The 25,888-nt window shown below is 27.3% G+C and carries 24 protein-coding genes; 20 read left to right on the forward strand and 4 right to left on the reverse strand.

What is annotated here, in order from left to right:
- Positions 1-8 precede the first annotated feature (8 nt).
- The 6 genes from AC2JAQ_RS02355 (at position 9) to AC2JAQ_RS02380 (ending at position 6,528) form a co-directional block, all read left to right on the forward strand.
- Positions 9-785: an LPXTG cell wall anchor domain-containing protein gene (locus AC2JAQ_RS02355; protein WP_488457719.1), complete on the forward strand. Its 777-nt coding sequence runs from the start codon at positions 9-11 to the stop codon at positions 783-785.
- Positions 763-1,386: a BsaA family SipW-dependent biofilm matrix protein gene (locus AC2JAQ_RS02360; protein WP_488457720.1), complete on the forward strand. Its 624-nt coding sequence runs from the start codon at positions 763-765 to the stop codon at positions 1,384-1,386. Before AC2JAQ_RS02355 ends, AC2JAQ_RS02360 begins: the two co-directional genes overlap by 23 nt.
- A gap of 16 nt (positions 1,387-1,402) precedes the next feature.
- Positions 1,403-3,247, forward strand: coding sequence for a vWA domain-containing protein (locus AC2JAQ_RS02365; protein ID WP_488457721.1), 1,845 nt, complete (start codon positions 1,403-1,405; stop codon positions 3,245-3,247).
- Between the two features lie 283 nt (positions 3,248-3,530).
- The gene (locus AC2JAQ_RS02370; RefSeq protein WP_488457722.1) at positions 3,531-4,247 is read left to right on the forward strand and encodes a LytR/AlgR family response regulator transcription factor; all 717 of its coding nucleotides are present in this window, start codon (positions 3,531-3,533) and stop codon (positions 4,245-4,247) included.
- 306 nt (positions 4,248-4,553) lie between these two features.
- Positions 4,554-5,546: a sensor histidine kinase gene (locus AC2JAQ_RS02375; RefSeq protein WP_488457723.1), complete on the forward strand. Its 993-nt coding sequence runs from the start codon at positions 4,554-4,556 to the stop codon at positions 5,544-5,546.
- A gap of 172 nt (positions 5,547-5,718) precedes the next feature.
- On the forward strand, positions 5,719-6,528 hold the full coding sequence (locus AC2JAQ_RS02380) for an SGNH/GDSL hydrolase family protein (protein ID WP_488457724.1): 810 nt from the start codon (positions 5,719-5,721) through the stop codon (positions 6,526-6,528).
- A 450-nt stretch (positions 6,529-6,978) separates the two neighbouring features.
- On the opposite strand, the gene AC2JAQ_RS02385 is transcribed toward AC2JAQ_RS02380, so the two are convergent.
- Positions 6,979-7,533: a spore coat protein gene (locus tag AC2JAQ_RS02385; RefSeq protein WP_488457725.1), complete on the reverse strand. Its 555-nt coding sequence runs from the start codon at positions 7,531-7,533 to the stop codon at positions 6,979-6,981.
- A gap of 197 nt (positions 7,534-7,730) precedes the next feature.
- Between AC2JAQ_RS02385 and AC2JAQ_RS02390 the strand changes: the two genes are divergently transcribed.
- The 4 genes from AC2JAQ_RS02390 to AC2JAQ_RS02405 all read left to right on the forward strand — a co-directional run bounded on the left by AC2JAQ_RS02390 (position 7,731) and on the right by AC2JAQ_RS02405 (position 11,094).
- A complete protein-coding gene (locus tag AC2JAQ_RS02390; protein ID WP_488457726.1) occupies positions 7,731-8,174 on the forward strand; it encodes a PTS sugar transporter subunit IIA in 444 nt (147 codons plus the stop codon).
- Between the two features lie 110 nt (positions 8,175-8,284).
- Positions 8,285-8,560, forward strand: a complete 276-nt coding sequence (locus AC2JAQ_RS02395) for a PTS sugar transporter subunit IIB (RefSeq protein WP_488457727.1) — start codon at positions 8,285-8,287, stop codon at positions 8,558-8,560.
- 139 nt (positions 8,561-8,699) lie between these two features.
- The gene (gene ulaA, locus AC2JAQ_RS02400; RefSeq protein WP_488457728.1) at positions 8,700-9,971 is read left to right on the forward strand and encodes a PTS ascorbate transporter subunit IIC; all 1,272 of its coding nucleotides are present in this window, start codon (positions 8,700-8,702) and stop codon (positions 9,969-9,971) included.
- Positions 9,972-10,299: 328 nt separating this feature from the next.
- Positions 10,300-11,094, forward strand: a complete 795-nt coding sequence (locus AC2JAQ_RS02405; RefSeq protein ID WP_488457729.1) for an HAD family hydrolase — start codon at positions 10,300-10,302, stop codon at positions 11,092-11,094.
- Between the two features lie 122 nt (positions 11,095-11,216).
- On the opposite strand, the gene AC2JAQ_RS02410 is transcribed toward AC2JAQ_RS02405, so the two are convergent.
- From AC2JAQ_RS02410 to AC2JAQ_RS02420, 3 genes are all read right to left on the reverse strand, one after another.
- On the reverse strand, positions 11,217-11,876 hold the full coding sequence (locus AC2JAQ_RS02410) for an NAD(P)H-dependent oxidoreductase (RefSeq protein ID WP_488457730.1): 660 nt from the start codon (positions 11,874-11,876) through the stop codon (positions 11,217-11,219).
- A 399-nt stretch (positions 11,877-12,275) separates the two neighbouring features.
- Positions 12,276-12,707 carry a nucleoside 2-deoxyribosyltransferase gene (locus AC2JAQ_RS02415; protein WP_488457731.1) on the reverse strand — a complete coding sequence of 144 codons (432 nt, stop codon included), beginning with the start codon at positions 12,705-12,707 and terminating at the stop codon, positions 12,276-12,278.
- A gap of 136 nt (positions 12,708-12,843) precedes the next feature.
- Positions 12,844-13,290, reverse strand: coding sequence for a MarR family winged helix-turn-helix transcriptional regulator (locus AC2JAQ_RS02420; protein ID WP_488457732.1), 447 nt, complete (start codon positions 13,288-13,290; stop codon positions 12,844-12,846).
- Positions 13,291-13,522: 232 nt separating this feature from the next.
- Between AC2JAQ_RS02420 and AC2JAQ_RS02425 the strand changes: the two genes are divergently transcribed.
- The 10 genes from AC2JAQ_RS02425 (at position 13,523) to AC2JAQ_RS02470 (ending at position 25,483) form a co-directional block, all read left to right on the forward strand.
- The gene (locus tag AC2JAQ_RS02425; RefSeq protein ID WP_488457733.1) at positions 13,523-15,820 is read left to right on the forward strand and encodes an ABC transporter ATP-binding protein; all 2,298 of its coding nucleotides are present in this window, start codon (positions 13,523-13,525) and stop codon (positions 15,818-15,820) included.
- The gene (locus AC2JAQ_RS02430) at positions 15,813-17,669 is read left to right on the forward strand and encodes an ABC transporter ATP-binding protein (protein ID WP_488457734.1); all 1,857 of its coding nucleotides are present in this window, start codon (positions 15,813-15,815) and stop codon (positions 17,667-17,669) included. Before AC2JAQ_RS02425 ends, AC2JAQ_RS02430 begins: the two co-directional genes overlap by 8 nt.
- Before the next feature lie 484 nt (positions 17,670-18,153).
- Positions 18,154-19,038 carry a hypothetical protein gene (locus tag AC2JAQ_RS02435; protein WP_488457735.1) on the forward strand — a complete coding sequence of 295 codons (885 nt, stop codon included), beginning with the start codon at positions 18,154-18,156 and terminating at the stop codon, positions 19,036-19,038.
- A gap of 254 nt (positions 19,039-19,292) precedes the next feature.
- Complete coding sequence (locus tag AC2JAQ_RS02440; protein WP_488457736.1) at positions 19,293-20,342, forward strand: AEC family transporter; 1,050 nt, start codon at positions 19,293-19,295, stop codon at positions 20,340-20,342.
- Between the two features lie 306 nt (positions 20,343-20,648).
- On the forward strand, positions 20,649-21,647 hold the full coding sequence (locus AC2JAQ_RS02445; protein ID WP_488457737.1) for a 2-hydroxyacid dehydrogenase: 999 nt from the start codon (positions 20,649-20,651) through the stop codon (positions 21,645-21,647).
- 217 nt (positions 21,648-21,864) lie between these two features.
- A complete protein-coding gene (locus AC2JAQ_RS02450; protein ID WP_488457738.1) occupies positions 21,865-23,445 on the forward strand; it encodes an ATP-binding protein in 1,581 nt (526 codons plus the stop codon).
- The gene (locus AC2JAQ_RS02455; protein ID WP_488457739.1) at positions 23,414-24,082 is read left to right on the forward strand and encodes a response regulator; all 669 of its coding nucleotides are present in this window, start codon (positions 23,414-23,416) and stop codon (positions 24,080-24,082) included. The genes AC2JAQ_RS02450 and AC2JAQ_RS02455 overlap by 32 nt, the downstream gene beginning before the upstream one ends.
- Before the next feature lie 80 nt (positions 24,083-24,162).
- Positions 24,163-24,342 (forward strand): hypothetical protein, encoded by a 180-nt coding sequence (locus AC2JAQ_RS02460; RefSeq protein WP_488457740.1) that lies wholly within the window; start codon positions 24,163-24,165, stop codon positions 24,340-24,342.
- 120 nt (positions 24,343-24,462) lie between these two features.
- A complete protein-coding gene (locus tag AC2JAQ_RS02465; RefSeq protein WP_488457741.1) occupies positions 24,463-24,993 on the forward strand; it encodes a hypothetical protein in 531 nt (176 codons plus the stop codon).
- Between the two features lie 349 nt (positions 24,994-25,342).
- Positions 25,343-25,483 carry a hypothetical protein gene (locus AC2JAQ_RS02470; protein ID WP_488457742.1) on the forward strand — a complete coding sequence of 47 codons (141 nt, stop codon included), beginning with the start codon at positions 25,343-25,345 and terminating at the stop codon, positions 25,481-25,483.
- Positions 25,484-25,888: the final 405 nt, after the last annotated feature.

Below are 25,888 nucleotides of genomic sequence, written 5' to 3' on the forward strand. Positions count from 1 at the left end.
TGAAAAGGATGAAAAATATAATAAAATCCTTTTTATTTACCATGGCACTTCTTTTAATAATATGTAAACCAGGGGTTGCAAGTACTTTTGCAACCCCTAATGTTGAATTAGAGGGGAATGCCAATGGTATAGTTTTTCTTTCTGGAGATGAACCTTTTTTATGGTCAGATAATATACTTCCAGGAGATGAGCTTGAAAGAGATATCTTATTAAAAAACAAGCATGATAGTGCATATAAGATATTTATGAGAGCTGAAAGGGTTACTAAAAAGGAAGAATATGATTTATTAGAAAAAATACAACTTAAAGTTAAATATGATGGAAATTACATATATAATGGCCTCGTTAGTGGGAAAAATGGATTGGAAAATGATATATGTTTAGGTGTAATAGAACCAGGTCAGGAAAAAAAGCTTGAAGCTTTTGCAGAATTCCCAGGAAAAGAAATGGGGAATGAATATAAAAATAAATATGGACAAGTTGATTGGATTTTTACAGCTGTTAGGGTAGATAAAGAGGGTAAAGATAAAACTACAGGTGGCAAAGGAACAAATCAAGAAAATGCAAATTCTAAAGATAGTATAGGATCTAATGAGAATAGTGGTTTAAAAAATATAATTAATAAGATTATAGTTCCAAAAACTGGAGACGGTAGTTTAACAACATGTTTTGTAATAATGGTACTATGTTCTATTATACTTTTAATTTTAAATTATGATTTTATAAAAAGTAAAATAAAGTTTTTAAAAAAGAGGAATGATTATGAAAAGAAAAGGAGTAGTTAGAGTATTTATTGGAGTTTTTATAGTAATAAGTATCATATCAGTAACGGTATTGGGAAAAAATTTTATTTCTTCAGATAGGATAAAAAATAAATTTTCACTAGGAAGTATAGAAACTGAAATAACTGAAAATTTTGATGCTCCTAAAGAATGGAATGGAAGCAATATAACTAAGCAGGTTTCAATTAAAAATACGGGCAAAAGTAAAGAGCTTGTTAGAGTTAGTATAATTCCTATGTGGGTTGATGAAGCTGGAAATCCATGGGCCGGAGATACTAATTTAATTCAATTAAACTTTAACCAATCTAATTTAGTGGATATAAATAAAGGTAATGTAAATAATTTATGGATTAATGGGAATGATGGATACTATTATTATGTAGCTGAGTTAGAAAGTGGAGCTTCAACAAAAGAATTGTTAAAAAGTGTAGAAATAAAAACAGATTCTTTAGAGCAGGAATTAAAAGAAAAATATAATGGAAAAAAGGTTATGGTTGATATAAATGTAGAGGCAATACAACCAAACGAAAAGGCCTTGGAAGAAAATTGGGCAGGAATAAATGGAAATATAAAGAATAAGTTTTTAGATATTCTAAAAAAGTAATTAGGAGGGAAGTTTTATGAGAAAAATAAAAAGAATTTTAATAATGTTAATTATTGTTACTTTAAGTACAACCTTCCCATTCCTAAATGTAAAGAGTGCACAAGGAGCTACTTCTAAGGATGATTTCAGAGATATTGGTGAAGGTAATCAAGAAAGAATTTGTGATTATGATGGAACAGAGATACTTAAGGAAGTAACGCAAAGTCCTGACGAAAATGGTAATTATGAAATAAGCTTAACTGTAAAAGGAAAACCTAAAAAAGTTACAGAGCCAGTAGATGTATTACTTATTATGGATGCTTCTAATAGTATGTACTATGATATGGACGAATTAAAAGCATCTATGAATTCTTTAGTTGATAATGTTATTGATAATATTCCTAATTCTAAGATTGCCGTTGTTGCATTTGGTACAGATACTAAAGAAGTTTTTTCATTTAATGATAAAAGTAAATATAGCTCAAAGGAAGAATATAAAAGTGCTATAAAAAAATCTTATAATTACATAACAGGAATGGGTAATACTAACATAGAGGGTGCTTGGAGAATGGCTGATGAAATATTTAAAAATGAATTGAAGAATGTTAACTACAAGAAAAATGTTGTTTTCTTTAGCGATGGGTATCCTAATGTAAGTAGAAATGAAATGTTTAGAAGAGGATATATAGCAAGAGATAAATGGTACAATGATGAATATTATAGGTTTTTAGATAATAAAGATTTTTTAGATGGATATTATTATAGAATAAGTAAAAAAGATCTTGAATATGAGAAGCTTATAATGAGTGACAAATCTGATGGATATAAAACTATAAATGAGTGGGCTTTATATGAGTATAAAAAGTTTTTTAATAATTATCCTGATACTAAAATTTTCTCAGTTGCATTAATTGATAATGTTGAGGCCGAAAATAAAAATAGTGCTAAAGAACTTTTGGGAGGAATGCAAAATTACGGATACTTTACGATAGATTCAAGAGAAAGTAAAAATAATAATAAAAGCTTAAAAGAAATTTATGACCAGATCGCTAATAATATAAGTTTAGATAAAGATATGGCAAAAGGCTTAAAAATAACTGATGTAGTGTCTAAGGACTTTGAAATAGTTAAAGATGGAAGTTACAATGGTAAAAATTCGAAGGCTATAAATTTAAGCGATAATTCTACAGTTGATATTAATGAATCTATTGATGGAAATAAAATAAGTTGGGATAGAGGAGAAAACACAATTGATAAAACTGATGGAATTCAAGTTAAGTTTAAAATAAAGCCTAAAAATGAATATTGGGGAACTGGAGATGATAAAGTTCCTACAAATGAAATTGCTACTATAGAATATACTGATCCAAGAAATGAAAATAAAAATATAACAGGGGTTTTCAATGTACCTACACTTTCTATTCCATATAAAGAAGGAACAATAAAGGTTACTAAGAGGTTTGTTGATGAAAATGGAAAAGAAATTAAAGTGGATGATAAAAAGGCTTATACAGTTTGTGTAGATGGTGGAGATTTGGGAAAGTATTATATTAAGGTTGATGGTAATGGAAATGCTAAAATTTTAGATTTTTATATGAGAGATGAAAACACTGATATATCCAATAATAAAGATAATAAAAAAGGATATTTAAAGGTTACAGAAGATTTAGCAAATAAAAATTCATATAAAGTAAGTGAAATTGATACTATGGATTCCGAAAAGAAGAATATTTCAATAAATGGAGCTTTAACAGATACTTTTAAATTAAACAAAGAAAATAACAATATTGATATCATTATAACTAGTATAGTTCAAAATAAAAATTATTTTTATGATAATGATGATAAAAACAATGATTTTGGAATTTTAAAATTAAATTAATATAAGAAGAAGTTTTTTATTTAATAATATTATTAAAATAAAAAACTTCTTTTTTTGTTTATATGTCGTTTACGCCCAAAATATGCAGTTTACGCATTAAAAGTAGAAATAAAAAATATATAGAGTTATCATATTAACAAACGGTTCACATAATATTACAAAAATAGAAAAATAATGGGTGATTTATATAGTGACTATATGTATTAATATGGAATAATTGAAAGAATGTGAAAAGTTTATTATAATTTTCACGTAGCTTGTTAACATTATTAGGAGGGGAACTATGCTAAATATAGCTATATGTGATGATGAAAAATTTCAGCGTGTTATAGTTAAAGATATGCTTTCTAAAATATGTGCTAAAAACAATATGGAGATAAGTGTTGATGAATTTAGCTCTGGAAGTGAATTAATTAATATTTATAAGAGAAATATTAAAAAATATAGTATAATTTTATGCGATATAATTATGGATGGAATAAATGGAATTGAATTAATTAGAAGAATAAGAAAAATAGATTCATCATTTCAAGCAATTATTATTACCGGGAGCTGTGAATATGTCTTTGATGGGTATGATGTTGGTGCTTTAAATTACTTAATGAAGCCAATCTCTTTTCAAAAATTAGAAAGTGAGTTTTTAAGAGCAATTAAAAACTTGAATTTTTCTAATCCATCAAAATATACAATCACTATAAATGGAAAAACAAGTTTTATAGATTTATCTTCAGTTTTATTTTTTGAAGTTAATAATAAAACTATTTCAGCTAATTTAGAAAAAGAAATTATAGATTTTAATATGAAAATAAAAGATTTAGAAGAAGAATTAAAGGAGAGAAATTTCTTGAGATGCCATAGGAGTTATTTAGTAAATATGTCTCAAGTTGAATCAATATTACAAAATAAGATTATTTTAAAACATGATATTAGTATTCCTGTTGGAAGAAGTTATAAAAAGCATTTGAGAGAGTATTTAATAGAAAAGGTTGCTGATATTTAGATGATGTATTTAAATAACACTATGAGAGCTATATATTATATGTACATAATTTCCTTAGGAGTATTATTTTCCTTTCGATTGGACAAGAAAGAAAAGTTAAATAAAAAAATTTTTTATTTAACATTTATAAGTATATTAGTTTTAGTCATGAATTTGTTTTTTACAATTAACATATTTTATTGCACCTTAGAAGCCTTAATAATATTTTTTATTATATATTTTAATAAAAATAAAAATATATACAATAGTTTAACTATTGCATCAATATACTTATTAGCTATTTATTTAAGTAGATATATCATTATTTTGATTCATTCAATAATGTTCTTTGATTTAAATACATTAGGAATTTTAGATGAAAAATTGTTTGTATTATTTATGATATTAACATTCTTTTTATTAGTTGGATTGATTTTATATATAAAATATTTATTAAGTATTGTATTTTCTAAAAAAATTCTTTCTTTAAGTAAATATAATATAGCAATTATTATATTAGGCCTATTAGTTATATTATCAGGAAAAGCTTTTGACAGTATAAATATTAGCAACACAATAGTTTACAAAGAGTCTATAATTTCCATTAATATAGCAATAAGTTTAGGAATAGTATATTTTTGTATATATAGAAAATATAAAAATAATAATTTAGAATATAAGTTAAAGATTCTTGAAAATCAATTAGATTACCAAAAAAATTATTATGAAAGCATGATTGATAATTACGATGATGGTAAGAAAGCATTACATGATATGAACAATCATATGAGTGTAATAAAATATTTTTTAGAAAATGAAGACTATAAGAGTATAGAAGAATATGTAAATAGCCTTAGTAATAGAGTTCCAAGTAATAAAGATAAGAAGATTTGCGGTAACAAAATAGTAAATGCTATATGTGTAGAAAAGGCTGACATATGTAAAGAAAAAAATATAAATATAAGTTTTGATATAGTAATAGAAAAAGAATTAAATATAGATATTATAGATATTTGCACCGTTTTTGGCAATCTTATAGATAATGCTATAGAGGCATGTGATAAAAATTTAGGAGAGAAATTTATTCAAGTAAGTTCTAGGGTTCATTTAAATAAACTACATGTTAAGGTTATTAATTCTAAAGAAAATACGGTTAAAAAATGCAATGGAAAATTTATAAGTAGTAAAGATGATATTAAAAACCATGGAATTGGAATAGAAAATGTTAAACAAGCAGTAAGTAAAAATGAAGGATATATTGAATTTAGAGATTCTAAAAATATGTTTGATGTAACTTTATATATGACTTGTAAGAATTAATAAATTTAATATAGTTAATTTCTATACAATTTAAGGTAGTAAGTATTAAAAACTTACTATTTTTTTTATTTAAAAATTAATTCATAAAATGTACTACAAAAATGACCAGTTTTTAGATAAAATATATAATATATAACAAATTATCTCACAAATAAAAATATGGAGGAAGATCATGAAAAAGGAAAGAAGAGCTAAAAAGCCTAAAAAGACTTTTTCTAATAGAAGTACATCTAGAGCTTTAGATATTGCAATAATAGTTTTAGCCATAGCTTTAGTTTTAGTTATAAGTGTAGGAACAATAAAAGATAAAAGAACTTTTGCAAAGGGACAATCAAATTACAATGTTTCTTCAGAGTCAAGCAATAAAGGGCAAAATAATGAAGAGAAAGCTTCATCAAATGCTTATGAAAAAATAAAGGCAGGAGAAGAAGTTAACATATTAGTTTTAGGTAATGGAATAGGCCTTAGTGAAGGAAAAACTAATGAAAATGGAAATTGGACAAGTAACCTTTCTAAATGGTTAGAGGAGACTTACAAATCAAAGGCTAATATAACAAACTTATCACAAGAAAAAGCAACTGTTAAAACAGGATTAGAGTCTTTGGAACAAAATAAAGATAATTTTGATTTAGCTTACATAATATTTGGTCAAAATGATCAAAAAGCTTTAAAGCCTAATGAGTTTAAGGAGGATTATGAAAAAATAATCGAAAACCTTAAGGAAAGAAACAAGAATATTATTATAGTTCCTATAATAGAAAATTCTCTTAGAAAGAAAAATGAGTACACAAATGCAATTGAAGAATTAGCAAAAGCCAATAATTTAACTGTTATAGATATGGCTACAGTATTTACAAAGGACCCAGCACCTTACGCTAAATTAACAACAAAGGGTGGAATATATCCAAATAATTTAGGCTATAGCGTATACTTTTCTAATATAAAAAGTTCAATAGAAGCTAATGTATCAGCTTTAAATTAGTATGAATATTTTTAAGTTAGACTTTGTTTTAAGTAGTTATTATTTTTAAGCTTGTACTTAAGAAGTAAAAGTTCTAAAGTGGGCTATTTCAACTTATTAAGCTGGAGTTTCTTGGTCAATATTCCTACTAGAATAAGTTTATCAAAGCTAACCCATTGCAGTAATGAATAGTGTTTATAAATAAAGTTTAGTTTGTTGGAAATAATAAATATCACATTCATAACATAGTAATGCTAACATTTGACTTATCTCAAATTAAGGCTTTATGCATTGAATGTGATATTTTTAATTTTGCCATGTTTTAAACAAGTATTGATTTTTATATAGAATTGTAAGAAGACCTTAATGAGCAATACTTTGCAAAATTGAGCTAGGTCTGAAAGTATAGCTAAAAATTAATATTAATCTAAACCATAGATATTTTAATTTGATATTGTCTTATATTAAAGGCTATTTTACTTGAGCATATCCATGTGAAAGCATATAGTTTGAAATTTGTTCCCCATGTTCTTGTTCTTCTTTTTGTATATGATTTAGAACTTTTCTTATTTTTGTATCTAAACATTCAAATATGGTTGAGTTATAGCTTGAAGATATATATTTTTCTGTACTTAGAGCATCTTGACATAATGTACAATCCTCATGAAAATTTTCACTAGGAGTTATTTCAGATGCTGTTTCCATACCAAAATTTGAGTTCATTTGATTTTGATACATATTAAATTTACTATTATTAAATCCATTATTAGAAGGGGATTGAGAACCGCCTTGATTAGAATTTTGTTGGGATTGAGCTTCCTTTTCTATATCAGGAACATCACCATTTAGTATTCTATTTAAGCTTGTTAAATGTTGTTTTTCATGCTCTAAAATTGAAGAAAAAAGTTGTTTAAGTTCAGGATCTTTAGCTTCTTTTATTCCTTTTTCGTACTTAGCGATACAAAGCTCTTCATTGGCTTTTTCTTCGTTAATAAGCATAGATTCCTTAGTAGTTAAATTTGACATATATTTTCACCTCGTTGAATAATCTTTGTTCTTTTTTAGTATTGGATTTAAAAAAATAAATATACTTCTAAAATTGACTTTAAATAGTATAGAGTGATAATATACTTAGGTGAATTTATTATATATGTTGGTTCTTGAGGATTTATTTCTTCATTTTGGGGATTACTAACATATATTAAATTTCATATAGAAGGTTGGTGAATTTTATTAGGAATTTATTAAATGAGAATAGAATTATTCTCAATGCCAAAGCTTTGAATAAAGAAGAGGCAATACGATTAGCTGCAAAACCTCTTTTAAAAGAAGGAGATATTTCGGAAGAATATGTAGAAGATATTTTAGTGGGACTGGAGGAACTTGGACCATATATGGCTATTATGCCAGGTGTAGTTATTGCTCATTCAAGACCAGGGGAATATGTTAAAAAAGAATGTATGAGTATGATGACTTTAAGTGAGCCAGTTGAATTTGGGCATGAAGCAAATGATCCTATAGAAATAATATTTGTAATTGCTGCAAAAGAAAATAATAGTCATTTAGATGCTCTTCAAGATTTAGCTAGAGTATTAATAAATGAGGAATCTGTAAATAAGATTAAAAATGCTGAAAGAATAGAAGAGGTAATGGAACTTTTTCTTTAAATTTATTAAGGTAAAATATTATCTTATATTGATATTTTTTTAGTTAAAATTATTACTTGGGAAATAATTATTAAAATCTTTTGAGTATTTAATGAGGGGGGAAGAAACTTATGAAGATTATAACTGTTTGTGGATTTGGCGTTGGAACAAGCTTGCTTCTAAAAATGACAGTTGATAGAGTATTGAGTGAAGAAGGGATAGAAGGCGAAGTTGAAGCAATGGACATGACTAGTGTATGTGGAAGCTCAGCCGATATTATTTTAACATCAAAAGAAATAGGTGAAGAAATAAAAGAGCAAGTTCAGGTAAAATTGATTTATATATCTAATTTTATGGATACTGAAGAAGTTAGGAAAAAAATACTTCAGTTTAAAGAAAATATATAATTTACAGTTTTTCTTGAACTAATGTAGATTTTTAGCTAGAAATTCAGATCTAGCTTACTAAATTAAACTAGCTTAAGACAGAGTTAATTTGTGTTAAAGGTTATGATTTTATAAATATTGATAAAAAGGAATTATTAAAATGAAAGAAATATTAGATTTTTGCGTAAGTTTTTTTAGAAATCCAGCTTTATTTATGGGGTTGGTAGTAGCTATTGGTTTAATACTTCAAAGAAAACCAATAGATGCTATTTTAAAAGGTATATTTAAAGGAATAATAGGAATGGTAATTTTACTTAAGGGAGTAGATATAGTAGTTTCTTCAATTACTCCTTTAGCCAATGCATTTTCAGGCCTTTTTAATACCCAAAGTAATAGTGCTTTAGGAGATTTTAATGTATTTTTAGGTGAGTATGGAAGCTATGTTGGATTAATACTTCTTTGTGGATTTGTAATCAATATAATAATTGCTAGATATACAAGATTTAAGACTATATACTTAACAGGAAATATATTATTTTGGTATCCAATGCTTTTCTTAGCAGTTGGTATTGAAAATAATGTAAGTGGATTAAAGTTATTCATATTCACATTAATTATGTATATTTTAGTTATAACAATATTCCCATACATATTAAGAAAGCATGTTTCTTATGTAACTGGTAATGAAAGCTTTACTATTGGACATACTGCCTCAATATATTGTTTATTAGGTTCTTATATAGGAAAACTTGTTGGGAAAAAAGATAAAAATATAGAAGATTTAAATCTTCCAAAATCTTTAAGTTTCTTTAGAGATACTAATATAACAGCAGCAATAGTTATGTTCATAGTTTATATAATAGTTGGCTTATTTATAGGAAAAGAAAGTAGAACAGCTATATATGGAAGTGATCCACTTATTACCTATTCTTTAATTCAAGGAATAACTTTTGCAGCAGGTATGATAATACTTTTAACAGGGGTAAGAATGATTTTAGGAGAAATAATACCATCATTCAAAGGTATAGCAGACAAATTAGCTAAGGGTTCAATTCCAGCTTTAGATATTCCTATGATATTCCCATATGGACCAAATGCTTTATTAATTGGGTTCATAATAGCACTTATAACAAGTATAGGTACTTTATTCTTGTTAGGAGCATCTGGAGTATTAACATTTGCGCTTATACCGTTGGTGGTTGCATGTTACTTTGATGTTGCCCCAGGAGCTATTTTTGCTAATGCAAGAGGGGGATGGCCAGCTGCTATAATAACAAGTGCCTTAGGAGGAATAATTTTAATGGCATTAGCTGCTATTTCTTTAAATATAGTAAGTGGAACTGTAGGAAACTTTATTCAAACTTATGGAGGAAATGAGTTCTCAATTTGGGTAATAGTAAGTGACTTAGTAGGAAAACTTTTTAGCTTATAAAATATAGGCTTTATATTAAAGGGTAAATATATTTATATATAATAAAAGAGAGGTTGCAAATGTACTTTATATTCATTTGCAACTTTTTTTATATAAATCAAAGGAGAAGAAAGTATAAAAGAAGTATATTTATTATACTTATATTAATTAGCATGAAAAGGTTTATAATAAGAAGAGAAAATATGATATTATAAGAACTGTGAAACCTAGGACAAGTTTTCTTATTTGCATTTTATATTTAGGCTCTGTTTTAGTTGGATGTTAATTTTTAGCTAGACTTTCAGAACTATTTAATTAAAAGAAATAAAAAAAGAGGATGGTGGAAATTATGGAGAATTTAAAAGGAATAGTATTTTTTGATGTAGATGGTACATTAATTGATTGTAGTAAAGGATTATATAAACCATCAGATAAGACTAAAGAGGCAATAAAAAAGCTAAAAGAAAATGGATATTTAACTATGCTTGCAACAGGACGTCCAATGAGTTTCGTTGATGAGGGATTAAAGGAGTTAGGATTAGATGGATATATAGCATCTAATGGAACATATATAGAATTAAATAATGAAGTTGTACTTAACAATGATATAAAATTAGAGAAATTAAAAGAAATTATGGATTATTGTTCAGAACATAATATTGATTTTATTTTAGAGGGACAAGCAACCAGCTATGTTTTAAATCAAGAAGTGGTTAAGAAAATGGTAGAAACATTTTCGCTTCCAGAAGAGAGTTTTACTGCTGATTGGACAGAAGAAGAACTTTCAGCAAATAAGCTTGTTGTAATTGATAATGAAAAAGAGGATTTCAAAGATATTTTTGAAAGATTTAAGGATGAGTTTGTATTTATGCAACATCCAGGTCAAAGATCTTATGATATGTATAGAGTAGGATGTACAAAGGCTCATGGAATAGAGCACTTAATAAATGAATTAGGCTTAGCTGATAAGGATACATATGCTTTTGGTGATGGGGAGAATGATATAGAAATGTTCCAAAGAGTTAAATATGGAATAGCCATGGGTGATGCTCATGAAACATTATTACCACATGCATATAAACAAACAGAAAATGTACCTAATGAAGGTATCTATAAAGCTCTTACAGAATTAGGGTTAATATAGAATTAAATTTTATTTGAAATTACTAATTGATTAAAACATTCATATAAAATACAGCTATTATAAAAAGTAAAAGAGAATGTATTAAAAGCAACTTAAAATTTTAATACATCCTCTTTTATTAACTATTTAATAAATGTCACTACATCATCAAACTTTTGTCTTGCTTTTGGTCTTGGTTCTTCTTTTCTATAGCCAAAGGCGACAGTAATACCAATCTCAAACTCATCTTTATTTAAGACACCTTCCTTGATAAGTATATCTTCTAAAGTTTTCTTATCATAGCCACCTATAGCACATGAATCTATTTTAAGAAGTGATGCTGTATACATCATATTCATAAGAGCTAAATGACTTTGAGTATTTGAATACATTAATATTAAATCATCTCTATTTTCTATATCAAATCTTGAAATTTCAAGTTCTTTTAAGGTGTTTTTTATTTGATTTGATATTTCTTCAGGAACTTTTCTTATATCCTTTAGTAAATGATCTATATATCCTGAGTCATATTTAATAGATTTTCCATTTCTAGTAAGAATAACGACAAACTTGCTACAAGTAGGTATTTGCCTTCTTCCACCCCATGAGGCTTCTCCTAATTTATCTTTATATTCTTGATTGTCTATAACAACAAATTTCCATGGTTCAAGTCCCATTGAACTTGGTGCAAGTCTTCCAGACTCAAGTATTAATTTAAAATCTTCATCATTTATTTCTTTTGTCTCATCAAAAATTTTACAGGCATGTCTAAACTCCAAGGCTTCAATAATTTCTTTCTTCATAGAAAACACTCCTTATATTATTGCAATTTAAAATATACTTTTATTAAATATTATTATAAAAATTAAGAGATATTATGAATTTAGAGTTATTTGGTTTGGAAAAATAAGTTGATAGAGTTAAAGAAATTTATCATATATTAAAAAAGAATAGCTCTGTTTTAGGTAAATGTTGATTTTTAGCTAGCCTTTCAGACCTACTTAATTTCGCAAAGTATTACTATCATCTACTCCAGAATAATAGCTAAAGCTTTTAAACTCGCTTTGCTCAAACAGAAAAAGCTCCTTAACGCTATTATTCTTACGTATATGATGTAATACTAACTGCTCATTAAGATGGTCTTACAGTTCTATCTAAAATTAACACTGTTTTAAAATAGAGCTTTATTTGAAGATATAAGACTAAAATACAGGACCTGTATATTCAGTTTTTTCTAATTTATCAAAGTCATAAGTTTTTAATGCCTCTAAAGAATCTATGTAAGAAGTTAAACTATCACTTATCATTAAGTTAACTGGTTTTCCAGTTAAGTTAACTATAATAACAGGTTTACCCATTGCATATGCATATCCACATTCCCAAGCTGTTCCACTATCTGAATAGTTTCCATTACTTATTATAGCAACCATAATATCGGCATTTTTGATTCCAGCTAAATCGGCATTAAAGGTTTCAGTTCTCCATTCCTTTGAACCAAATTCAAGCTCACTTTTAAGTTCGAAAGGTGCAAATACTTCGAAGCCTCTGTCTTCTCTTAAAACCTTAAGTACTCCATGCATTCTTTCAAGTTCAGCATCGTTAAAAAAAGGGCTAGCTAAATAAACTTTTTTCATTTGTTTTCCTCCAAATCAATTTATATAGTAATAATATTATAATAGCTAAATATTCTTTTGTCATTTCATGAGAGATTAAGAGAGAAAAAAGTAAAACAATAAAGCACATACATAAGATGTATGTGCTTTATTGTTTTTATTCTATTTTAGAAAAAATACAATTAAGTTCTTTTGCTAAATCTTTTACTCTATCTAATTCGTATGGTGAAAGTGAAGAAATTTTTTCCCTAAGATGTTTTTTAGTTTTCTCTCTTTGTTTTATACAAAAGTTATGTCCTTTTTCTGTTACCCTAACTCTAATAATTCTTCTATCATTAGGATCAGTAAATCTTTCAACTAAATTTTCTTGAATAAGCTTATCTATAATTGGAGTCATATTTGATTTTGATATAGATAAATGCTTCGCTATTTCAGAAACAGAAGCCTCTCCACCACAATGTAAATGAAACACAACCTTGGCATGTGATGGTGGAATAGACAGCCTTTTAACAATATCATCATGACTAAATACTTTTCTATTTAAACATAATAATAATGTATAAAGTTCTTCAGAAGCCCCATTTAAAATTTCTACGGTATTCATTTTTACCTCCTATCATTATTAAGTTGATAAATTTAATTTGATGTATAATATAATAAATGAATAAATTAAAAAATCATTAATATAGTAGCAAACATCTTATATTATAACTATATATACCTATTATACACTAAAAATAGTTATTGACATAGAATAGTTATAAAAATATAATTAATATTAAAATATAACTAATAAGAGATCAATTAAAATTTATAAAAAGAAAAGAGGTAAATAGATGTCAAAGCTAATTAAATACTTAAAACCATTTACTGCATCAATTTTAGCTGTTATAGTACTTCTTTTTGCTCAAGCAATGTTTGATTTATCATTACCGGATTATATGTCAAACATTGTTAACGTAGGAATTCAGCAAGGTGGTATAGAAAATGCTGTTCCTAAAGTGATTAGTCAATCAGAATTCGATAAACTAACACTATTTATGAGCAAAGATGAAAAAGAAAAAGTAGAAAGCAATTATATATTGTTAGATAAAAACACTCTATCTCAAAGTGATTATGATAAATATGTTAATGATTATCCAGCTTTAGAGAATGAGGCAATTTATAAGCTAAACACAAAAGATAAAGATGTTATAAATGAATTAAATCCTATTATGGGAAAAGCAATAATTATTGTTGGTGGAATTGAAGAAAAGGGATTACAGGAATTAACAGGAAATGCTAATTCTACAGGTAATGCTGAAAAAGTTCAAGCATCTATGGAGGCAAAGGCACCAACAGGTGATCAAATGAAAGGCTTACCTGCTAACACAGATCCATTCTTTATGATAAAAAATATGCCTGAAGCTCAAAAAGATGACATGTTAAAACAAATCAATGATAAGTTTTCAGATATGCCAGAGAGTATGATTACTCAAACAGCTGCATCTTTTATTAAAACTCAATATGCTGATTTAGGTATGAGCGTAGAAAAGATACAAAGTCAATATATACTAAGAACTGGAGGAATAATGATTCTTTTAGCCTTAGGAAGTATGGTTGCTGCTGTATCAGTAACATTAATTGCTTCAAGAGTTGCTGCTGGATTTGGAAGAAATCTTCGTGGTATGGTTTTTGGAAAAGTTGTTAGATTTTCAAATGCAGAATTTGATAAGTTTTCTACAGCATCACTTATAACACGTAGTACAAACGATATTCAACAAATACAAACTCTTATGGTTATGCTTCTAAGAATAGTTTTCTATGCACCTATTTTAGGTCTAGGAGGTATTTTCAGAGTTGTAAAAACTGATACTGGAATGTCATGGATAATTGCTGTAGCACTAGCTGCTATACTTTCATTAGTAATAGTTATGTTTGGACTAGCTATACCAAAATTCAAGTTAGTTCAAAAACTTGTTGATAAACTTAACTTAGTAGCTCGTGAATCACTTACAGGTATGTTAGTAATTCGTGCTTTTAACACAGAAAAGTATCAAGAAGAGAAGTTTGATGGAGTAAACAAAGATCTTACTAGAACAAACCTTTTTGTTAATAGAATAATGGGTGGAATGATGCCACTTATGATGCTTATAATGAACCTTATAACTGTTCTTATAGTTTGGGTTGGTGCTCACAATGTAAATGATGGTGTTATGCAAGTTGGAGATATGATGGCATTTATCCAATATACTATGCAAATCATCATGGCATTCTTAATGATATCTATGGTATCAGTAATGCTTCCAAGAGCATCAGTTTCAGGCCAACGTATAGCTGAAGTTTTAGAAACTGAAGAAAGTATAAAAGATCCTGAAAAGAAAAATGAATTTAATGAAAGCAAAAAAGGATATGTTGAATTTAAGGATGTTTCATTCAAGTATCCAGGTGCAGAGGAATATGTTTTAAAAGATATTTCATTCACTGCAAAGCCAGGTAAAACAACTGCATTTATTGGGGGAACTGGTAGTGGTAAGTCTACTTTAGTTAACTTAATACCACGTTTCTATGATGTTACAGAAGGAGAAATCTTAGTTGATGGAACAGATATAAGAAATGTTTCACAACATGATTTAAGAGAGAAAATAGGATATGTTCCTCAAAAAGGAGTATTATTCTCAGGTACTATTGAAAGTAACTTAAAATATGGTGATGAGGATGCTCTTTTAGAAGATTTAGAAGAAGCAGCAAATATTGCTCAAGCTTCTGAATTCATAAATACTAAGGCTTTAAAATATGCAGAAGAGATTTCACAAGGTGGTACTAACGTATCTGGTGGACAAAAACAAAGACTTTCTATTGCAAGAGCTTTAGTAAAAAATCCAGATGTATATATTTTTGATGATAGTTTCTCAGCTCTTGACTTTAAGACAGATGCTGCTGTTAGAAAAGCTCTTAATGAGAAAACATCACATAGTACTATGCTTATAGTTGCACAAAGAATAAGCACAATTATGGGAGCTGATCAAATAATCGTACTTGATGAGGGTAAGGTTGTTGGTAAAGGAACTCATAAAGAACTTCTAGAAAATTGTGAGGTTTATAAGCAAATAGCTTTATCTCAACTTTCAAAGGAGGAGCTAGGTAATGAGTAAAGAAAGAAAAGGCGGAATGGGCGGCCCAATGGGTAGAATGGGTGGCGGTCCAAGAGCTGTTGAAAAAGCAAAAGATTTTAAAGGAACAATGAAAAAGCTTGGGGTTTACTTAAAGCCTTATAGTTTATCTATAGCTATAGTAATATTATTTGCTATAGGAAGTGCTGCCTTCTCAATAGTTGGACCTAAAATTTTAGGTAAGGCAACTACAAAATTATTTGAAGGAATAATGGAAAAAATAAGTGGTGTTCCAAATGCCTCTATAGATTTTGGATACATTGGTAATATAGCTATAATTTTAGTAGCTTTATACTTAGTCAGTGCCTTATTTGGATTTATACAATCCTTCATAATGGCAGGTGTTGCTCAAAAGGTTTCTTATAATTTAAGAAAACAAATTTCAGAAAAGATGGATACTTTACCACTTAAATACTTTGATACAAGAACAAATGGAGAAGTTTTATCAAGAATTACAAATGATGTTGATACTGTCAGCCAAACTTTAAACCAAAGTTTATCACAGATAATAACTTCAGTAGTTACTTTAATTGGTGTATTAATTATGATGTTCTCAATAAGTTGGATTATGACTTTAGCAACATTCATAATATTACCAGTTTCAATGATTCTTATATCATTAGTTGTTAAGAAATCTCAAAAATACTTTAAATCTCAACAAGAATACTTAGGACATCTTAATGGTCAAGTAGAAGAGGTTTATGGCGGACACAATATAATGAAAGCTTTTAATAGAGAAGAAGCTTCAACTAAGGATTTTAATGAATTAAATGATACTTTATATAAATCAGCTTGGAAATCACAATTTTTATCAGGTATGATGATGCCAATCATGTCTTTTGTAGGGAACTTAGGATATGTTTTAGTTACAATACTTGGTGGATGGTTAACAGTTAGAAGTATTATAACAGTTGGAGATATACAAGCGTTTATACAATATGTACGTTCATTCAACCAACCAATAGCACAAATGGCTCAGGTTGCTAATATAATGCAATCAACAGCAGCTGCAGCTGAGAGAGTATTTGAATTCTTAGATGAAGAAGACGAAGTTAAGGATCCAGAAACTTCAATAGATACTTCAGAGATAAAAGGTGAAGTTGATTTTGAAGATGTTCACTTTGGATATAACCCAGATAAAATAATCATAAATGATTTCTCAGTAGATGTTAAGCCAGGTCAAAAGGTTGCTATAGTTGGGCCTACTGGAGCTGGTAAAACAACAATAGTTAAGTTATTAATGAGATTCTATGATATAAATAGTGGAAGTATTAAGATTGATGGTCATGATATAAGAGACTTTAAACGTGAAGACTTACGTAATTTATTTGGAATGGTTCTTCAAGATACATGGTTATTCAATGGAACAATAATGGAGAACTTACGTTATGGAAGATTAGATGCAACTGATGCAGAGGTTAAAGAAGCAGCTAAGGTTGCTCATGTTGATCATTTCGTAAAAACTTTACCAGATGGATATAATATGGTCTTAAATGAAGAAGCAAGTAATATATCACAAGGACAAAAACAACTTTTAACAATTGCTAGAGCTTTCTTAAAAGATCCTAAATTATTAATACTTGATGAAGCTACAAGTTCAGTAGATACTCGTACAGAACTTTTAATACAAAAGGCTATGGAGAAACTTATGGAAGGCAGAACAAGCTTTATTATAGCTCATAGACTGTCTACTATACGTGATGCAGACTTAATCCTTGTTATGAAAGATGGGGATATAGTTGAACAAGGAAATCATGAAGAACTTCTAAAGAAAGGTGGATTCTATTCATCACTTTATAATAGCCAATTTGAACAAAGTAGTGCTTCATAATAAAGAAATAAAATTTAAATAAAATTTTTAATTATAGCTGATAGAGCTTAGAGAGTGAATGTTTTCTCTGCTCATATCAGCTATATTTTTTATATATTTAAGCTAAGAGTGATATTTAGTTGAATTTTCAGACATAGAGTAATTTAAAGTGGAAATCAAAATTTCTAACTATATATTTTGAACTCACATATCTCAGTAAAGTTAAGAGGTACATACTAGCTTAGACATTAATTAAGATAATCTTATATTTTTATTTACAAATAAAATATAGTCTAAAAATAATTGTTTACCTAATATAAAGTCTATTATTAAATAATTTTACTTTTTTAAAGGGGAGTAAAGAAATTACTATGATATAATTGTAATTAGTTGAAGTAGATAAATAAGCTAGTTTTATCTAAATAAATAGAAAAGTTACTAATAGATTTTATAATTTGGGGTTTTATAGAATGTTATTTAGTAATTAGTTGGTGTGAGGTTTTTTATGAAATTTAGGTTTTTGTACTTAGGGGATAAAACCTTAAGTCATAGAGAAGAGGGGCTTCTTAGGGTTTTTAATTGTGAAAATCATTCTTTGAGGAATAGTATTTTTGAACATAAGAAAATTTATAACAGTAATTTAGAGAAGGTAGATAATGAGGAAGAGAATTTTAAAAGAGTATGCTTAAATAAAAAAGGTGCTGTTATTGATTTTTTTTCATTAGAAACTAAAAATTTCATTAATAGGTGTCTAAATGAGAATTTTTCATTTAAAGACTTATTTAAATTAAATAAAGGCATTAAGAAAAAAAAAGAAATTAATATAATTTTTTTTGACTCGTTAAATAGAGGAAGTGATATTCCAAAAGAGAGTATGAAGTTATTTTTTAATAGATTAAATGAGCTTTTTAAAGAAGTAAGCTCAGAAAAGGTATTAATTATATTTAATGAAGAAGCAGTATTTAATAGAATTATAGAGTTTAACTCAGAAATTGAAGAGATATCATTATTATTAAATAATTATGATGTGGATTTAAAAGAGTTTGTTCATAGTTTTGTTGATTTTATTTCGTTAAAAAATGATTTGTATGACAAATGGTTTTTTTATAGAAAGGAACTAGCTAAATGCAAATTAACTTTAGGTAAAGGAAAAGGTGAAAATTTTTCGGGCGATATAATATTGAAGATTTTAAGTGATTTTTCTAAAATTCAAAGGGATAATTTATTTAAATTAATATTAATGAGCAATAATTATATAAATTTAAATGAAATTTCACTTATAGAGGATGCTTTAAAGGATTATATACCTTTAAGTTCCAAATTAATAATTAAACAATTAACAAACGAATTTTTAAATAATGAAGTTAGATTTTTGCTTTTTTCAAAATAAAAAACTAAATACATATACGGATTAGAGTTCTTAAAGTGGCTTATAAAGCTATTTTAAGAACTTTTTCTTATTTTAAATAAATATTTTAATTGTTAATTATTTAACTTAAATAACTTAAATAATTATTTAAAAACTTAAATAAATTGTTTGAAAGAGGCAAGGCTTGTACAATAATTCTTGTAAGGAAAAGATTCGACAAAAAACAACATGATTTTAAATGTTAAAAAAAACACAAAATAGGAGGAAGGTTAAGAATGTTAGAAATCATTCAAAAAACACTTACAGATAATGCAATTATAGGTGCAATATTTTCATCAATAGCAATTATATTTTTAGGATTTTATATTAGAAAAAGAAATATAGTATCAGGTACTGCATCAAAAATATTAACTAAAGTAGTTTTAACAGTTGCAATTCCAGCATTAGCATTCACTTCATTCATGAAAGATGTTAACCAAAAGGAATTACAAGAAGGTATTAATATTTTAATATGGGGATTTGTAGTTTACATATTATTAATCGTCTTAACAAAGTTTATCTTTGCAAGAGTTAAAGGAGACAAGCAAGACGTATTTAGAGTACTTACTATATTTGGATCAACAACTTTCTTTGGAGTTCCAATAGTTAAAGCTGTTTATGGTTCAGTAGGTGCTATGTACTCATCAATATTTAATATAGCATACAGAGTTTTCTTATATTCATATGGATACATAAAAATGTCTGGTGTAAAAATGGACAAAGAAAACATGAAGAAGAATTTAAAAGAAATGTTATTAAATCCAGTTATTATAGCAACATTCTTAGGATTATTCATATGGTTATTCCAAGGAATGTTACCACAAGTTCAAATTGGAGATAAGAGCTATGCTTTCTTAAGAATAGATAAAACTTTACCATGGTTATATCAACCACTTACATATTTAGATAAGTTATGTTCACCACTTGCTTGGTTAGCTATAGGTATTACTTTAGCAGAGGTACCATTTAAGCAGGCTGTAGGACAAAAAGATCCATGGATATACAGTTTAATAAAAATAATGTTAGTTCCAGCTATAAACTTAGTATTATTAGTAGTATTAACTAAAACAGGTATATTACCAGTTTCATTCGAAGGAATGGCTACAACAGTTATCATGTTAGCAACTCCAACAGCAACAGTTGCAGCGGCTTATGCAATAAGCTTTGATAAGGAAGCTTTATTAACATCAAACTGTTCATTATTATCAACAGTTGTTGCCGTAGTAGCAATGCCATTCTGGATAGTACTTTTAGAAATAATCAAGAATTTAGGCGTATTCGCATAATAGCATAGATATTTAAATAGTAATAAACATTTTTAGAATTAAAAACATATTTTTCATATTAAATATAGTTCAATAATTATTGAATTTCATGAAGAATTTCTATTGTTTATTCCATAGATTCAGCTAAAGCTCAAAAACTTGCTTCACTTCGGACAGTTTTCGCTTCTTAACGCTGAATCTATTCCATAAACAATGAATTTCTAATCACTCATTCAAATATTATTTCACTTATATTTAATATAGAAAAATTCAGTTTCAAATTTAAAATAAAGTAGAAAAGATGGGGAAAAAGAGGAGGATTTTCATATGATAAAATTAGTATGTTATGGAGTAAGAGAAACAGAGGTACCATACTTCCATAAATTAAATGAAGAGTTCGGATATAACTTAACTTTAGTTGAGAAAAACTTAAACCATGAAAATGTAGAAGAAGCTATCGGAGCTGAAGCTATAATGGTAAGAGGAAACTGCATGGCTGATAGACAAAACTTAGAACTTTTAAAGAGTAAGGGACTTAAATATGTTTTAACTAGAACAGTTGGGTTCGATCATGTTGACTTAGAGGCAGCTAAAGACTTAGGATTACATGTTGCTAGAGTACCTGGTTACTCACCAAACGCTATAGGAGAATTAGCGGTAACTTTAGCTATGATGCTTTTAAGACATACAGCATACACTACTAATAGAACAAGCAATAAGAACTTTATAGTAGATGGATTCATGTTTAGTAAAGAAATAAGAAACTGTACAGTTGGAATATTAGGGGCAGGTAGAATCGGATTAACAGCTGCCAAATTATTTAAAGGCTTAGGAGCTAAGGTTGTAGCATACGATGTATTCCAAAGCGATGCTGCTAAGGAAGTAGTTGAATTTATGCCTTTAGATGAAGTTTTAAAAGTTTCTGATGTAATATCAGTACATATGCCATATATAAAAGGTCAAAACTACCACATGATTAATGAAGAATTCATATCAAAAATGAAAGATGATGCTATCATAATCAACACTGCAAGAGGAGAATTACAAGACGTAGAGGCTATAGTGAAAGCTCTTGAAGCAGGAAAATTAGGTGGATTCGGAACTGACGTTTTAGAAGGTGAATCAGCAGTATTCTTCAAGGATTTAGAAGGACAAAAGTTAGAAAATGAATCATATGAAAAATTAATAGGATTATACCCAAGAGCTTTAGTAACTCCTCATATGGGCTCATATACAGATGAGGCTTTAAGAAATATGATAGGAATATCATATGAAAACTTAAAAGAGTATTTAGAGGGAAATACTTGTAAGAATGCAATAGCATAATGAAAATAGAGTGTTATTTAGGGTAATTAAAATTAGACTTAAATAAATGAAAAAAGCAGTATATCAATAATTTAATTACTAAGAAGATATAAATTATATTTTCTAGGTTTATAAATTATGATATACTCTTTTTTTATGAAAAATATTAAATAAAATTCAAAAGATAATTGGAGTAATTTTATTAATATGATATAATTCCTTCACGGTGGTGAAAGCTATGAAAGTAAAATTTGAAAATAAAATATTACTATGGGCTATACTTATCGCCTTTATTCCTTTAGCTTTATCTTTTACTTTATTTATAGAAGATAAGATTTCCTATATGGATGAAGGAATAAGAAATACTTTAAAAGAAACAGCCTTTAGTATAAGCCAAACACCTTTCGTTCAAGAGAGTCTTAGTAAAGGGAAAATAAATCCGAAGATTCAAGAATATACTAAACAGTTTATTGAATCTAGAAAGGATGTAGACATAATTGTTGTGGCTGATATGAGAGGGGTTAAATACTCTCATTTAGATGAAGGGCAGATAGGAACAGTATTTGTAAATAATGATAAAAAAGATGTTTTAGAATATGGATCTAGTTATTATTCCTTAATGCAAGGATCAATGGGAGAAACCTTAAGATGGTTTCAACCTATAATGTATAATGGTAAGCAAGTTGGATTTGTTATGGTAGGAAAATATTATAATGAAATTCAATTATTAACTCACAAGACTTTAGTAAAATATATGTGGCTTTTTATAATAGTTTTTTCAATTACTATATTGATATCTAAACTTTTTGCTAGAGAGGTTAAAAGAGCAATTTTAGGAATGGAACCAGAGGAGATTGCGACTCTTTATAAGGAAAAGAAAATTATATTAAATACGGTAAGCGAAGGAATTATAGCATTAAATAAAAATAATGAAATAACAGAGGTAAATGAAAATTGCTATAAGCTTATAGATGGATTTTCAAAAGAAAGAGCTTTAAAAAAATTAGTTCCTTATATAGAAAAAAATAAATCAGTAGAGATGAAGGAAATTATAGTACAAGGGAAAAAGGTATTCATAAACATACATCCTATTTTGAAAAATGGGGAATACTTAGGCTCTGTAATAACTTTAATGGATAGAAATGATATTAGAAAGATTGCTAAAGAGATAACTGGTGTTGATGAAGTTGTTAAAAACCTAAGAGCTAATGTACATGAATTTAGAAATAATCTTCATGTAATTTTAGGGTTAATTCAGTTAGGAGAATATGAAGAAGCTAGAAAGTACATATTAAAAACACAAAAAATGCATGAGGATAATTCCTTAAAGTTTTCAAGCATAGAAGATTATTATGTTAGAGGATTACTTCTTAGTAGAGAGCTAGTTGCAAAGGAAAAAGGTGTGGAGTTCATTTTAACAGAGGAATCCTTCTTGTTTGGAAGACATAATTATGTTGATTCATATGATATTGTTACTATTTTAGGTAATCTTATAGAGAATGCCTTTGATTCTTGTGCATCTTCAGATACTGAAAATAAACAAGTTGAAGTGACTTTATATGAAGATGATGAAAAAATTGAAATGCAAGTTAGAGATAATGGGAAGGCTATAGATAAGAACATAAAAGAAAAAATATTTGAACTAGGAGTTTCCTCAAAGGGAGAAGGAAGAGGAACAGGATTATCATTAGTTAAGAATAGAGTGGAACTTTATGATGGTTGTATTGATATTGAGGAATTCAATGGAGAAAAAATATTTATTATAACTATTTTAAAAGGAGAAAATTATGGTGAAGAAGATACTTATAGTGGAAGATGATCCAATGGTGGCTCTTATAAATAAAAGATATTTAGAAAATATGGGCTTTAGAAATATATTAGGGCCAGTGCAAACAGAGGAAGAGATAATAAAAGTTTTAGATGAAGAAGAGGTTGACTTAATACTTTTAGATGTATACCTTCCTAAAAAAAATGGAATTGATATATTAAAAAGCTTAAGATATAAAAAGTATTTAACTGATGTGATAATGATAACAGCAGCTAATAGTGTTGAAGAGGTGAAGAGAGCCTTTGCTTATGGAATAATTGATTATTTAGTTAAGCCTTTTGAGTTTGAGAGATTTGAAGAAGCAGTAAACAAATATAAGCAAAAAAATAATATGTTAAATAAAGGACCTTCTTTAAGTCAGAAGGATATAGATGTTATTTCAAAGATTTCAGAGGAAAAATTTGAGTTGCCTAAAGGACTAAATGAAAAAACATTAGAGAGAATTTTAGAGTTTTTAAAAGAAAATCAGGGGAAAATATGGACGTTAAGAGAGATAGCTTATGAGCTTAAAATAAGTAATGTAACTATAAAGAAATATATGGATTACTTAGAAAATATAAAGAAAGTTAATGTAACATTAACTAGCGGAAATGTTGGAAGACCTGAGTATAAATATACTTTAAGTTAGTAAATTGAGTTTTAAATAGTAAAAATTACCTAGTGAATATAGTATAATTAAAATAAGAAATATTCACTAGGAGGGATATTATGAAATATAACAAACATAGATATCTAGGATTTTTAGGATTAATTTCATTAATTGGGCTTAAAGGATTTACCACAGGAAATAATTTATGGTATATTTTCTTTATTAATTTCTTATGGTTCACATTATTTTATGAAAATAGCTGGATTTACACTGGTAATCCATTTAAAGTTAGTAAATAAAAATAAATTTTTTAACCTATAGTTATACAAAATATATTATAATAAAGTTATTGTGCAAATGATTATATATTTGCATGTCAGGGAAAATACATAAGAGAAAGAGTCGGGGGAGAAGAAATAATGAATAGGAAAAAAATTGTTGCTAGTTTAATAATAACTTCTTTATTAGTTGTATCATTTGTTGGTTGTACTAATTCTAGTGATAAAGCTAATACTAATAGTAATAATTCTAATATTCAACAAAGCACTCAAAATCAAACTAACTTTAATGATTTAAGTACTTACGTAGGAAAAACCTATGATGAAGTAACAGCAAGCAAAGGAACTGGAACTGAAAAAATAGAAGAAGTTGAAGGAAAGAAGGTTATCGTATCTTCAAGCTATTCTATAAGAATGTTTAACTATGATGCAAGTTTAGTACTAGAACTTGATGATTCTAAGAATATAAGTGCTGTAAGTGTCCATTTTAAAGGAATAAAACCTGATAACATATTAGGAAGTATTAAAGAAAGCTTAGGTGAACCAAAGATTAGTAATGATGAAGAAAACGGCGATTCTAAAGTTTATAAATGGGAAAAGGACGGATATCAATATAAGCTTTCTGAAGTTGGTGAAGAAACAATATTAACTGTAAATAAAAATGCTATTTAATAAAATTTAAGGGACTTGTAGTTTTGAAACTATAAGTTTCTTAATTTTTTTTTATTTTAATGAATAGTATTTTAATAAAGAAGAAGGTATTTTATTAGAATTAGTCTTATTATAAGTTATTTTTAAAAATAGGATGATAGAGTTAATAATATAAAGAAAATACATTGAACTTTATGAAAAATGGAATATTTTAAGTATATATGCATTAAAATAAAGAGTTATTGATTTTTACAAAAGTTTAGCATAAGAGTATTATGAAATTGATGATGAGGATGACTTTGAAGCTAGACTCCTTACCTAAAATTTAAAGTTACCTATGCTAATATTTAAATGTAAGAAGGTGTTTTATATGGCAAAAAATCATAAAATAAGTCATTGGGACAGTGAACACACAATGAAAATAGAAAAAGAAAAAATGGCTGAAGTCAGAAAAGAAGAAGAAAAAATGGCAGATAAAATTAAGTCTCATGAAAGATGTTGTGGGAAATAATTAAGTTCAAAAACCTAAAAGTCAAAGCATTAATATAAGGATATAAATGAATTTATTAAAAGAATAAATTTATTTATATCTTTATTTTATTTTAGAAGAAGGAAAAGATTTTCAGGTTGATTATAATTGGGTAAGTGAACTTAAAGAATAAAAATAATTATATTGAATACTTTACGCTGAATTTAATATATACTTGATTTTTATAAATATTTATGATAAAGTTTTTAGGTATTTAATAAACTTTGTTTCCATATGAGGGAGTAGTTAGCTCAAGTTGAATGAGTGATTAAGTCAACAAATTGATCAAAGAAATTTGGTCTGGCTTAGTCTTAAATAGCGAGACTTATATGCAGTTTTTTTTGCTGCATATAAGTCTTTTTTTATGCATATTTTAATAAGTAGGAG

This window comes from Clostridium sp. LIBA-8553 (assembly GCF_057782465.1).

Excerpts from the sequence above, each read along its gene's own strand:
- AC2JAQ_RS02405 (WP_488457729.1), top strand. The coding sequence starts at position 10,300 with ATGGAGAATTTAAAAGGAATAGTATTTTTTGATGTAGATGGTACATTA.
- AC2JAQ_RS02435 (WP_488457735.1), top strand. The coding sequence starts at position 18,154 with ATGAAATTTAGGTTTTTGTACTTAGGGGATAAAACCTTAAGTCATAGA.
- AC2JAQ_RS02430 (WP_488457734.1), top strand. The coding sequence starts at position 15,813 with ATGAGTAAAGAAAGAAAAGGCGGAATGGGCGGCCCAATGGGTAGAATG.
- AC2JAQ_RS02440 (WP_488457736.1), top strand. The coding sequence starts at position 19,293 with ATGTTAGAAATCATTCAAAAAACACTTACAGATAATGCAATTATAGGT.
- AC2JAQ_RS02385 (WP_488457725.1), bottom strand. The coding sequence starts at position 7,533 with ATGTCAAATTTAACTACTAAGGAATCTATGCTTATTAACGAAGAAAAA.
- AC2JAQ_RS02365 (WP_488457721.1), top strand. The coding sequence starts at position 1,403 with ATGAGAAAAATAAAAAGAATTTTAATAATGTTAATTATTGTTACTTTA.
- AC2JAQ_RS02420 (WP_488457732.1), bottom strand. The coding sequence starts at position 13,290 with ATGAATACCGTAGAAATTTTAAATGGGGCTTCTGAAGAACTTTATACA.
- AC2JAQ_RS02455 (WP_488457739.1), top strand. The coding sequence starts at position 23,414 with ATGGTGAAGAAGATACTTATAGTGGAAGATGATCCAATGGTGGCTCTT.
- AC2JAQ_RS02370 (WP_488457722.1), top strand. The coding sequence starts at position 3,531 with ATGCTAAATATAGCTATATGTGATGATGAAAAATTTCAGCGTGTTATA.
- AC2JAQ_RS02355 (WP_488457719.1), top strand. The coding sequence starts at position 9 with ATGAAAAATATAATAAAATCCTTTTTATTTACCATGGCACTTCTTTTA.
- AC2JAQ_RS02445 (WP_488457737.1), top strand. The coding sequence starts at position 20,649 with ATGATAAAATTAGTATGTTATGGAGTAAGAGAAACAGAGGTACCATAC.
- AC2JAQ_RS02410 (WP_488457730.1), bottom strand. The coding sequence starts at position 11,876 with ATGAAGAAAGAAATTATTGAAGCCTTGGAGTTTAGACATGCCTGTAAA.
- AC2JAQ_RS02470 (WP_488457742.1), top strand. The coding sequence starts at position 25,343 with ATGGCAAAAAATCATAAAATAAGTCATTGGGACAGTGAACACACAATG.
- AC2JAQ_RS02465 (WP_488457741.1), top strand. The coding sequence starts at position 24,463 with ATGAATAGGAAAAAAATTGTTGCTAGTTTAATAATAACTTCTTTATTA.
- ulaA (WP_488457728.1), top strand. The coding sequence starts at position 8,700 with ATGAAAGAAATATTAGATTTTTGCGTAAGTTTTTTTAGAAATCCAGCT.
- AC2JAQ_RS02425 (WP_488457733.1), top strand. The coding sequence starts at position 13,523 with ATGTCAAAGCTAATTAAATACTTAAAACCATTTACTGCATCAATTTTA.
- AC2JAQ_RS02415 (WP_488457731.1), bottom strand. The coding sequence starts at position 12,707 with ATGAAAAAAGTTTATTTAGCTAGCCCTTTTTTTAACGATGCTGAACTT.
- AC2JAQ_RS02460 (WP_488457740.1), top strand. The coding sequence starts at position 24,163 with ATGAAATATAACAAACATAGATATCTAGGATTTTTAGGATTAATTTCA.
- AC2JAQ_RS02395 (WP_488457727.1), top strand. The coding sequence starts at position 8,285 with ATGAAGATTATAACTGTTTGTGGATTTGGCGTTGGAACAAGCTTGCTT.
- AC2JAQ_RS02380 (WP_488457724.1), top strand. The coding sequence starts at position 5,719 with ATGAAAAAGGAAAGAAGAGCTAAAAAGCCTAAAAAGACTTTTTCTAAT.
- AC2JAQ_RS02360 (WP_488457720.1), top strand. The coding sequence starts at position 763 with ATGAAAAGAAAAGGAGTAGTTAGAGTATTTATTGGAGTTTTTATAGTA.
- AC2JAQ_RS02450 (WP_488457738.1), top strand. The coding sequence starts at position 21,865 with ATGAAAGTAAAATTTGAAAATAAAATATTACTATGGGCTATACTTATC.